10 protein-coding genes are annotated in these 10,258 nt (G+C 69.9%); 6 read left to right on the forward strand and 4 right to left on the reverse strand.

Annotated features, from left to right (window positions below; genetic code table 11):
* Positions 1–466: 466 nt before the first annotated feature.
* Positions 467–1,504 carry a family 2 encapsulin nanocompartment cargo protein polyprenyl transferase gene (locus tag ABZ070_RS32195; protein WP_356639054.1) on the reverse strand — a complete coding sequence of 346 codons (1,038 nt, stop codon included), beginning with the start codon at positions 1,502–1,504 and terminating at the stop codon, positions 467–469.
* Between the two features lie 238 nt (positions 1,505–1,742).
* Positions 1,743–3,161, reverse strand: a complete 1,419-nt coding sequence (locus ABZ070_RS32200) for a family 2B encapsulin nanocompartment shell protein (RefSeq protein ID WP_356639056.1) — start codon at positions 3,159–3,161, stop codon at positions 1,743–1,745.
* 147 nt (positions 3,162–3,308) lie between these two features.
* Between ABZ070_RS32200 and ABZ070_RS32205 the strand changes: the two genes are divergently transcribed.
* Positions 3,309–4,304: a pyridoxal-phosphate dependent enzyme gene (locus ABZ070_RS32205; RefSeq protein WP_356639058.1), complete on the forward strand. Its 996-nt coding sequence runs from the start codon at positions 3,309–3,311 to the stop codon at positions 4,302–4,304.
* Between the two features lie 5 nt (positions 4,305–4,309).
* On the opposite strand, the gene ABZ070_RS32210 is transcribed toward ABZ070_RS32205, so the two are convergent.
* A complete protein-coding gene (locus tag ABZ070_RS32210) occupies positions 4,310–5,908 on the reverse strand; it encodes a Na+/H+ antiporter (RefSeq protein ID WP_356639060.1) in 1,599 nt (532 codons plus the stop codon).
* A 44-nt stretch (positions 5,909–5,952) separates the two neighbouring features.
* Between ABZ070_RS32210 and ABZ070_RS32215 the strand changes: the two genes are divergently transcribed.
* The 3 genes from ABZ070_RS32215 (at position 5,953) to ABZ070_RS32225 (ending at position 7,814) form a co-directional block, all read left to right on the forward strand.
* Positions 5,953–6,213: a UBP-type zinc finger domain-containing protein gene (locus tag ABZ070_RS32215; protein WP_356639062.1), complete on the forward strand. Its 261-nt coding sequence runs from the start codon at positions 5,953–5,955 to the stop codon at positions 6,211–6,213.
* A 243-nt stretch (positions 6,214–6,456) separates the two neighbouring features.
* Positions 6,457–6,870, forward strand: a complete 414-nt coding sequence (locus ABZ070_RS32220) for an anti-sigma regulatory factor (RefSeq protein ID WP_100111349.1) — start codon at positions 6,457–6,459, stop codon at positions 6,868–6,870.
* A complete protein-coding gene (locus tag ABZ070_RS32225; RefSeq protein WP_356639064.1) occupies positions 6,867–7,814 on the forward strand; it encodes an RNA polymerase sigma factor SigF in 948 nt (315 codons plus the stop codon). Before ABZ070_RS32220 ends, ABZ070_RS32225 begins: the two co-directional genes overlap by 4 nt.
* A 168-nt stretch (positions 7,815–7,982) precedes the next feature.
* Here the strand turns inward: ABZ070_RS32225 and ABZ070_RS32230 are convergent, their stop codons facing one another.
* Positions 7,983–8,423 (reverse strand): hypothetical protein, encoded by a 441-nt coding sequence (locus ABZ070_RS32230; protein ID WP_356639066.1) that lies wholly within the window; start codon positions 8,421–8,423, stop codon positions 7,983–7,985.
* A 152-nt stretch (positions 8,424–8,575) separates the two neighbouring features.
* Between ABZ070_RS32230 and ABZ070_RS32235 the strand changes: the two genes are divergently transcribed.
* Both ABZ070_RS32235 and ABZ070_RS32240 read left to right on the forward strand, forming a co-directional pair.
* Positions 8,576–9,544, forward strand: a complete 969-nt coding sequence (locus ABZ070_RS32235) for a diacylglycerol kinase family protein (protein ID WP_356639069.1) — start codon at positions 8,576–8,578, stop codon at positions 9,542–9,544.
* Positions 9,545–9,862: 318 nt separating this feature from the next.
* A complete protein-coding gene (locus tag ABZ070_RS32240; RefSeq protein WP_003953983.1) occupies positions 9,863–10,120 on the forward strand; it encodes a WhiB family transcriptional regulator in 258 nt (85 codons plus the stop codon).
* Positions 10,121–10,258: the final 138 nt, after the last annotated feature.

Here is a 10,258-nt window from a genome sequence, read left to right on the forward strand (position 1 = left end):
GGCCGCCGAGATCGTCGCCCAGGCGAAGTTCCCGGCCGAGGTCGCCGACCAGGTCGCCGACATCCTGGTGACCCTGTGGAAGACCTTCATCGCCGGACGAGTGAGCTTGCGACTCCCCCCGCGGCTGATCCCCACCGGGTTCGCTCTGCCCGCAGGCCGGGTTGCGGCAGGGAGCGGGCTCCCACAGCGGGACGTACGTACCGAGCGTCTTGTGCCGCTTCACGACCGACCCCACAGGCTGTCCGCAGGTGCCGCAGACCCGCCGGCGCTGCGGATCATGACTGCTTCGGGATGCTTCACGTCCTTTACTGCCCATATCACCAGAATATGACGGTGTGGACGGCCGGGCAGTCCGAGCGAGAAGCCGGCGAGACGGAACCGGGGGCCCCGCACCTCGGCTCCGGACCTCGAACCACATCATCCATAGTGCTCCAGTTGCGGTTGTTCAGCACATGCCTTTGACGGCTCAGCGGTTGCGGCGGGTGACGAACTCGGCCAGCGACAGCAGATCGCCCGCCGTGGCCAGATCCGGAACCGCCTTCGAGAGCTCGCCTACCGCACGCGACATCCGGTCCGCGGCGTGCAGTTGCGCCCAGTCCCGTCCTCCCGCCCGCTCCACCGCGTCGGCGGCCCGCCCGACCGCCGCCGCGCTCATCGGCCCGCGGTACAGCTCGGCGAGTTCGGCCCCGGCCGATGTGCCGGAGGCGAGAGCGGCGACCACCGGCAGGGACTTCTTGTGCGCCGCGAGGTCGGCGCCGGCCGGCTTGCCCGTCCGCTCCGGGTCGCCCCAGATCCCGATCAGATCGTCGATGAGCTGGAACGCCAATCCGGCCTCCCGCCCGAACGCGTCCATGGCCGCCGCCTCCTCCTCCCCCGCGCCCGCGTACAGCGCACCGAGCGCGCAGGCACAGCCGAGCAGAGCCCCTGTCTTGGCCGTCGCCATGGCGAGGCACTCCTCCAGCGTGACCTCGTGCGGAGGGCGTTCCTCGAAGGCGCAATCGGCCTGCTGCCCCGCGCACAGTTCGATGACGCAAGCCGCCAGCCGCACCGACGCCGCGACCGAGGCCGCGTGCCGGTCCTCCGCGAGCAGCCGCAGCGCCAGCGCCGACATCGCGTCCCCCGCGATGATGGCGTCCGCGGTGCCGAAGACCGTCCAGGCGGTGGGCCGGTGTCTTCGGATGGGGTCCTCGTCGATCACGTCGTCGTGCAGCAGGGTGAAGTTGTGGGCGAGCTCCACCGCCGCGGCGGCCCGTACGGCCTGTGCCGGGTCTCCGCCCAGCGCACGGCAGGCGGCGAGCACGAGCGCCGGCCTGACGGCCTTGCCGGCCGCACCGGCGGCCGGGGTGCCGTCGGCCTGCTCCCAGCCGAAGTGGTACATGGCGACCCGGCGCATGGAGCCGGGCAAGGAGGCGACGGCGGAACGGAGTTCGGGGTCGACCGCACTGCGCGTGCGCTCCAGGAAGGCGACTGCTTCCCGGCCCTCGACGGTGTCCGACATGGTCAACTGGGCGTTCCTTTCCCGATGGCGGGTTCGCTCTCACAGTCACGGTCTCGGTCGGGGACGCGGTCACGGTCGGGGACGCGGCGACGCGGCGACGCGGCCGCGCCCCCTCAGGGCTCTCGTCGGATCGTGCCGCTCTCGCGGGGTACGGCCTGATCCGGACGAGAGCCCGTCGGTCACATCTCCGGTCTCTCTCGTCCCCGGCAGGTCACCTCTGCGGATCACCTCTGCGGATGTCGCTTCATCGCCAGCGGCTCACCTCCACGTTCTCCAGGACGCCGAGCGCGTCGGGAACGAGCACCGCGGCCGAGTAGTAGGCCGTGACCAGGTACGAGATGATCGCCTGCTCGTCGATGCCCATGAAGCGCACCGACAGGCTCGGTTCGATCTCGTCCGGGATGCCGCTCTGCCGCAACCCGATGACGCCCTGGTCGTCCTCTCCGGTACGCATGCAGATGATGGACGTCGTCCGGGCCTCGGAGATCGGGATCTTGTTGCACGGAAAGATCGGCACTCCGCGCCAGGCAGGCACATGCTGACCACCGACCTCCACGCTGTCGGGGACCAGTCCGCGCCGGTTGCACTCGCGCCCGAAGGCGGCGATGGCGCGCGGATGGGCGAGGAAGAGCTTCGAGCCACGCCGGCGCGACAGCAGCTCGTCCATGTCGTCGGGGCTCGGCACACCGTCGTGCGGTTGCAGCCGCTGGCCGTAGTCGCAGTTGTGGAGAAGGCCGAACTCGCGGTTGTTGACCAGCTCGTGCTCCTGACGCTCGCGCAACGCCTCGACGGTCAGCCGCAGCTGCTGCTCCGTCTGGTTCATCGGCTGGTTGTAGAGGTCCGCGACACGGCTGTGGACCTTCAGCACGGTCTGGGCGACGCTCAGTTCGTACTCCCGCGGCGCCGCGTCGTAGTCCACGTAGGTATGGGGCACGACGGCCTCGCCGACATGGCCCGCCGAGAGATCGATCGCCGCTTCGCCGTACTTGTTCGTGCGCTGGTGGGGCAGCGACGCCAGACTCGCCAGATGCGTTCGCAGCGATTCCGCCCGGTCCGCGAGGTTGAGCACGTCGTCCCTGGTCAGGACCAGGACCGTACAGGCGGTGGCGGCGCGGGCGGTGTACTGCCAGGTGGCGTCGCGGTCCACCAGTGAGTGGTCGCCGAAGTACGCACCGTCGGCGAGGACTTCGACGACCGCCTCGTCCCCGTAGGGGCCTTCGCCGACCTTTTCGACCCTGCCGTGCGCCAGCAGGAAGATCCGGTCCGCCGCCTCGCCGCCGGTCGCCAGCACCTGCCCTGCCGCGAACTCGCGCTGCTCGCACCGCTGCGCCAGCTCGGCGAGCGCCGCCTCGTCACCGAAGTCCCGCAGCGCCGGCAGCTCGCCCAGCTCGGCGGGGATGACGGCGACCCGGTCCCCGGTCTGCACGAACGTCACCCTGCCGTCGCCGACCGAATAGCTCAGGCGGCGGTTGACGCGGTACGTACCGCCTTGCACCTGCACCCACGGCAGCATGCGCAGCAGCCACCGTGAGGTGATCTCCTGCATCTGCGGGGCGGACTTGGTGGTGGTCGCGAGATTCCGTGCGGCTGCGGTGCCGAGACTCTGCTGCGGCGCCTGGGCGCGAACGTCCTCCCCGACGGAATCAACCGAACCAACCGTCATGAGACTCCCTCTCGATCATGTTCTGACCTGCAGGGGAAAGCCTTTCAGTACGGTGTGTAAGTACGCCATTACACAAATGAGTGGGACTGGATCACCAGGAGCGGGGCAGTGGCCGGCTCGGCTCGCACACCCGGCCACAATGAAGGCATGTCCCGGAGAACACTCGCCCCCGGTGCCACCTTGCGGCCCCGGCTGCCCTCACCGCTGCAACCGGTCGAGGATGAACGTTTCTCCCGGCACGGCGTGCGGCTGCTCCTCAAGCGCGACGACCTGATCCACCCCGACCTGCCCGGCAACAAGTGGCGCAAGCTGGTCCCGAACCTGCAGATCGCCGCCGGGCGGACGGTGCTCACCTTCGGCGGTGCCTACTCCAACCACCTGCGCGCCACGGCCGCCGCCGGGCGGCTGCTCGGCTTTCCCACGATCGGCGTGGTGCGGGGCGACGAACTCGCCGCGCGGCCCTTGAACCCGTCCCTGGCCCGTTGCGCGGCGGACGGCATGCGCCTGCTGTTCGTCGACCGCACCACCTACCGCGCCAAGGACGACCCCCAGGTGCGGGCGCGCATCCTCGCCCCCCTCGAAGGCACGACGCCGCACGACGTGTACGTGGTCCCCGAGGGCGGCAGCAACGGGCCCGCCGCCGCCGGCTGCGCCCACCTCGGCCGCGAGCTGTGCGGCCTCGCCGATGTCGTGGCCGTCGCCTGCGGGACCGGCGGCACCCTGGCGGGGCTGGCCGCCGGGCTCGGCAGCGGTCAGCGCGCCGTCGGCTTCCCGGTCCTGAAGGGCGGCTTCCTCGGTGCGGCGGTCCGCGCCCTGCAGGACGAGGCCTTCGGCGGGCCGGCGGGCAACTGGTCGCTCGAGGAGCGGTTCCACTTCGGCGGTTACGCCCGTACGACCCCGGCACTCGAGCGGTTCGCCGCCGATTTCGGAGCGCGGCACGGACTTCGCGTCGAACGCGTCTATGTCGCCAAGTTGCTTTACGGACTCGTCGAGATGACCAGCGAGGGCGCGTTCCCGCGCGGCACGACCATCGCGGCGGTCGTCACCGGCCACGAAGACGGCGCGGGGCCCCAGGCCGGCCACGAAGACGGCGCGGGGCCCCAGGCCGGCCACGAAGACAGCGCGGGGCCCCAGGCCGGCTGACGGACTCAGGCAGTCTCCTCCCGGAAGGCCGCCGCCTCCTCCAGGTCCAGCCTGCGCAGCAGCGTGCGCAGCATCTCGTCGTCGATCTCGCGCCGGTTCCGCAGCTCGAAGAAGACGTCGCGCTCGGTGGAGATCATCTCCCTGGCCAGCCGCCGGTAGGTGTCGTCCGCGGACTCCCCCGTCACCGCGTTGACCGCCCCGAGCCGTTCCCAGACCGCGTTCCTGCGGCGTTCCATCACGGTTCGCAGCCGGTCCGCGAGCGGCCCCGGCAGCTGGTTGCGCTCGTCCTCGAGCAGTTCCTGCAGCCGTTGCTCCGCCGCGGTGGACGCCTGGTTCTGGGCCTGCGCCTCGGCCAGCGTCTGCGCGTGGACGTCGCGCCCCGGGATCTTCAGCACGCGGATCAGCGGCGGCAGCGTGAGCCCCTGCACCACGAGCGTTCCGATCACCGTGGTGAAGGTGAGGAACAGGACCAGGTTCCGGGCCGGGAAACCCTCTCCGCTCGACGTCGTCATCGGGATCGAGAAGGCGATCGCCAGGGAGACCACGCCCCGCATCCCTGCCCAGCCGATGATCAGCGGCCCTTTCCAGTTGGTGTCCGGTTCGCGTTCCCTGATGCGCCGGGACAAAATCCGCGGCAGGAAGGTGGCCGGATAGACCCAGACGAACCGCACGACCACCACGGCGACGAAGACTCCCGCCGCGTACAGAAGTGCCTCTCCCACGCCGTAGTCGCCGAGTCCTTCCACCACGATCGCCAGTTGCAGCCCGATCAGCGCGAAGACCGACGACTCGAGGACGAAGGCCACCATCTTCCAGACGGCTTCCTCCTGGAGCCGGGTGGCGAAGTCGACCTGGTAGGAGTGGTGTCCCAGATACAGGGCGACGACGATCACGGCGAGGACCCCGGACGCGTGTACCTGCTCCGCCGCGGCGTAGGCGATGAACGGGATGAGCAGCGACAGGGTGTTCTGCAGGAGCGCTTCCTGCAGGTGCTTGCGCAGCCAGTGGATCGGGATCATCAGCACGAGGCCGACGCCGATGCCGCCGACGGACGCCAGGACGAACTCCTGGAAGCCGGCGCCCCAGCTCGCACCGGCGCCGATCGCGGCGGCCAGCGCCACCTTGTAGGCGGTGATCGCGGTGGCATCGTTCACCAAGGATTCACCTTGGAGGATCGTCGTGATCCTCGCCGGCAGGCCCAGCCGACGAGCGATGGCCGTGGCGGCGACCGCGTCCGGCGGCGCGATCACCGCACCCAGCACCAGGGCCGCCGGCAGCGGCATGTCGGGCACCAGCAGATAGGCGAGGCAGCCGACGGCCACCGTCGCGAACAGGACATAGCCCACCGAGAGCAGGGCGACGGGCCGGAGGTTGGCCCGCAGGTCGAGGTACGAGCTGTCCAGGGCCGCGAGATGCAGCAGCGGGGGCAGCACCAGCGGCAGCACGATGTGCGGGTCGAGGTGGTAGTCCGGGACCCCCGGCACGTAAGAGGCGATCAGCCCGGCCGCCACCAGCAGCAGCGGTGCCGGGATCGGCGTCCTGCGGGCCGCGCCGGCCACCACGGCGCTCACCGCGATCAGCCCCACCAGCGACAATGCTTCCATCACACCGACCTCACGTCCGTCACAGCCGTCGTAATCTGGCAATCATGAGCGAGTGTCCGCACGTAGCAGAACTGCCGCGCCCCGAGCCGGTGCCCCTGGCCGACACCTGCCAGGAGTGCCTGGCCCTCGACAGCCATCCCGTCCAGCTTCGACTCTGTTTGATCTGCGGACATGTGGGCTGTTGTGACTCCTCGCCGATGCAGCACGCGAGCGCGCACTTCCACGAGACCGCGCATGCCGTGATGCGCAGTTTCGAGCCGGGGCAGGTGTGGCGGTGGTGTTTTGTGGACGGTTCGATCGTCTGACGCGTGGGTACGTCAACCATCCCCCGGGTCCGCTCAATTGGGCCGCGCAGACCTCTAGCCACTGTGCGTACTCATGGTCTTACATTGAGTGACACTTGTCGGCCTGGGGGTCCTGGCGACACGGCACCATGGATCGCGATAGCGTCGCCAGGCCAGACCTGGCTGCGTGATCGACCACGTAACGCACGGCCGCGGGCCTTTGCCCCCGGCCCGGAAAGAGCTTGTGCCACCTTGGAGGTGAGGGTGTCCCAGATCGCAGGCGAGCCCGGGACCCAGGACTTCGTGGAAGTCCGGCTGCCCGCTGCGGGTGCCTACCTGTCCGTGCTGCGTACGGCCACTGCCGGCCTCGCAGCGCGTTTGGACTTCACCCTCGACGAGATCGAGGATCTGCGGATCGCGGTGGACGAGGCATGCGCGATCCTGCTGCAGCAGGCCGTTCCCGGTTCCGTCCTGAGCTGTGTGTTCCGGCTCGTCGACGACTCGCTCGAGGTGACGGTCTCCGCGCCCACGACCGACGGCCGGGCGCCGGAGCGCGACACTTTCGCCTGGACGGTGCTCTCGGCACTGGCAGGCAAGGTCGACTCGTCGGTCGCCGACGACCGTACGGTTGCCATCAGTCTGTACAAACAGCGCGGCGCGGGACCCGGGCCGGCGTGAGCGACGGAAACGGGGTCGGTCCGATGCGGGAGGACGAGGAGCGAGGCCCGAGGGTGCTGAGCGCGTCTGCCGGCATCCCTGAGCAGCAGGCACGGCCGCACCCGGTGGTGGACGAACCGGATGGCCGTACGGCCTCGGCAGAGCGGGCGGACCGTATGAGCGAGCAGCAACAGGATCAGCGTCATGATCCTCATGACCGCACCGGCGCACGGGCGATGTTCATCGAGCTGCGCAACCTGCCCGACGGATCGCCCGCGCGGGCCGAGCTGCGCAACCAGCTCGTACGGATGCATCTGCCGCTGGTCGAGCACCTGGCGAGGCGGTTCCGCAACCGCGGGGAGCCACTGGACGATCTGACGCAGGTCGCGACGATCGGCCTGATCAAGTCGGTGGACCGGTTCGATCCGGATCGCGGTGTCGAGTTCTCGACATACGCGACACCGACGGTGGTCGGCGAGATCAAGCGCCACTTCCGCGACAAGGGATGGGCGGTGCGGGTGCCGCGCCGGCTGCAGGAGCTGCGGCTCGCACTGACCACCGCGACCGCCGAGCTATCCCAGCAGCACGGCCGCTCCCCGACGGTGCACGAGCTGGCGGAGCGCCTCGGCATCTCGGAGGAGGAGGTCCTGGAGGGCCTGGAGTCCGCGAACGCGTACTCCACGCTGTCCCTGGACGTCCCCGACACGGACGACGAGTCCCCGGCGGTCGCTGACACGCTCGGCGCGGAGGACGAGGCGCTGGAGGGCGTCGAATACCGCGAGTCCCTCAAGCCGCTGCTGGAGGACCTTCCCCCGCGGGAGAAGCGCATCCTTTTGCTCCGCTTCTTCGGGAACATGACCCAGTCGCAGATCGCGCAGGAGGTCGGCATCTCGCAGATGCATGTCTCCCGTCTGCTGGCCCGCACGCTGGCGCAGCTCCGCGAACGTCTGCTGGTCGAGGAGTAGCGCCCGCCCGCAACGGCCCCGCGCCGTCGACAGCCCTGCCCGGACCGGGCGACGCCCGCGCTGCCGGGCGTCGCACGGTCCGGGCGGCACGGCATCCGGTCCGGGCCGCGCGGCGCCGGCACCGTTGGCCCAGGTGGTGCGGCGTCCGATCAGGTCGTCCGGTGCCGGTTACGCCTCGTCGCGGGTGCTGCCGCGGATACCCAGCGCCGCGGCCGTCGTCGGGTTCACCAGGAGCACGAGCCCCGTCACCGCCACAGCCGCCAGGACCACGCCCAGCGGGATGAGGGCTCCGGAGGCGCGCAGCAGGGTCCACGCCGGAATCAGGGCGATCAGCTGGGTGATGATCGCCGGTCCCCGGCTCCAGCTGCGCTGCCGCAGCAGCCCCCGCGCCGCCGCCAGCGGGATCACGCCGAGCACCATGAGCGTCAGGCCGCCCATCTCCGCCGAAGACGGGCTCTCGGGCCGGCCGAGCAGGCCCATCACGAGCATGTAGACGCCGCCCGCGGCCAGCGCCAGCCCCTCGGCGCCGCACACCGCGGCCGCCGCGGTCAGGCGGGAAGGACGAGCGGGCTGCGCGGTAGGGGGGGAGGTCTGGTCTTCGCTGCTCACCCCTGCAGGGTAGCCGTCGGCGCACGCCGCCCCGGAAGGCCGGGGCCCGCCGTCACGTGCTTCGAGAAGGCACCGGGAGACCTGTCCTCGGCGGGAAGCTTGGGGAAGGCCGGGACTGGGCCAGGTACCCCCCAGTAGGTACGCTGCATCGCATGCGCGCACTTCTCGTGGTCAATCCGGCAGCAACCACCACCAGTGCCCGCACGCGCGACGTACTGATCCACGCACTCGCCAGCGAGATGAAGCTCGAGGCCGTCACCACGGAGTACCGGGGCCACGCCCGCGACCTGGGCCGCCGGGCCGCGGAGGCGAACGACATAGACCTCGTCGTCGCCCTCGGCGGCGACGGCACGGTCAACGAGGTCGTCAACGGGCTGCTGCACCACGGCCCCGACCCCGACCGTCTCCCCCGCCTCGCCGTCGTCCCCGGCGGTTCCACGAACGTCTTCGCCCGCGCCCTCGGTCTGCCGAACGACGCCGTCGAGGCGACCGGCGCCATCCTGGACGCACTGCGCGACCGGACCGAGCAGACGGTCGGCCTCGGACTCGCCGCCGGCACCCCCGGCACCGAGGACGAGAGTGTCCCGCAGCGCTGGTTCACCTTCTGCGCCGGCTTCGGCTTCGACGCCGGCGTCGTCGGCCGGGTCGAACAGCACCGCGAACGCGGCAAGCGGTCGACACACGCCCTCTACATCCGCCAGGTGATGCGTCAGTTCCTGGACGACCCGCACCGCCGCCACGGAACGATCACCCTGGAGCACCCGGGCGCGGACCCCGTGCGGGACCTGGTGCTCTCCATAGTCTGTAACACCTCTCCCTGGACCTACCTGGGCAATCGCCCGGTGTACGCGTCCCCGAAGGCCTCGTTCGACACCGCTCTCGACGTGCTCGGACTGAAGAAGCTCTCGACTCCCGCCGTGGCCCGTTACGGGACCCAGCTGCTCACGTCGAGTCCCGAGCGCGGGCCGCGCGGAAAGCACGCGGTCACACTTCACGACCAGACGCACTTCACCTTGCATTCAAAGGTTCCGCTGCCCTTCCAGATGGATGGTGACCACCTGGGGCTGCGTACTGGCGTGACGTTCACAGGCGTACGCCGTGCACTGCGTGTGATTGTGTGACCAGAAGGACCGAAAGTCCTTTATCTCGAACGTATGGGCCAGCATCCACCCCATAGAAGTACGGCTGTGACCTAGTCGACACCGAGGAATCAAAAAAAACTTTCCGGAAGGGGTTGTATCCGCCGCCGAGGTTTGCGAATCTCTACATGGCGATCGGGACGGCCCGCAACATCGGCCCCACAGACCGCCGGAACCCCTCAACGAATCCAGGACCCAACTCCGGGCAACTGGCGATCGGCCCTTCCCTTGTCGGGGGATTCGTGAAAGCGTTCACATTCACAAGCAACCTGCATGTAATACCAAGGAGAGGTAGCAGCCATGGACTGGCGTCACAACGCCGTTTGCCGCGAGGAAGACCCCGAGCTGTTCTTCCCCATCGGCAACACCGGTCCTGCGCTGCTGCAGATCGAGGAAGCCAAGGCCGTCTGCCGTCGCTGCCCCGTCATGGAGCAGTGCCTGCAGTGGGCGCTCGAGTCCGGCCAGGACTCCGGCGTCTGGGGTGGCCTCAGCGAGGACGAGCGCCGCGCGATGAAGCGCCGCGCCGCCCGCAACCGGGCGCGTAACGCCAGCGCCTGACGCCCCCTGCTACCGGCCTCCGCCGGCGGCGCGTACAGAGAGTGCGCATTCACCGCCTTCGAGCCGCAGCGCGCAGTACCCCCGATGCGCATTCGCACATGCGAGCACGTGAGCTTCGAGCCCCGGACCGTGTCACAC

The sequence above is a fragment of the Streptomyces sp. NPDC006283 genome, from assembly GCF_040613325.1.
Classification (GTDB): Bacteria; Actinomycetota; Actinomycetes; order Streptomycetales; family Streptomycetaceae; genus Streptomyces.

Coding starts and splice junctions, on each gene's coding strand:
- ABZ070_RS32210 (WP_356639060.1), bottom strand. CDS start 5,908: ATGGAAGCATTGTCGCTGGTGGGGCTGATCGCGGTGAGCGCCGTGGTG.
- ABZ070_RS32205 (WP_356639058.1), top strand. CDS start 3,309: ATGTCCCGGAGAACACTCGCCCCCGGTGCCACCTTGCGGCCCCGGCTG.
- ABZ070_RS32200 (WP_356639056.1), bottom strand. CDS start 3,161: ATGACGGTTGGTTCGGTTGATTCCGTCGGGGAGGACGTTCGCGCCCAG.
- ABZ070_RS32235 (WP_356639069.1), top strand. CDS start 8,576: ATGCGCGCACTTCTCGTGGTCAATCCGGCAGCAACCACCACCAGTGCC.
- ABZ070_RS32215 (WP_356639062.1), top strand. CDS start 5,953: ATGAGCGAGTGTCCGCACGTAGCAGAACTGCCGCGCCCCGAGCCGGTG.
- ABZ070_RS32240 (WP_003953983.1), top strand. CDS start 9,863: ATGGACTGGCGTCACAACGCCGTTTGCCGCGAGGAAGACCCCGAGCTG.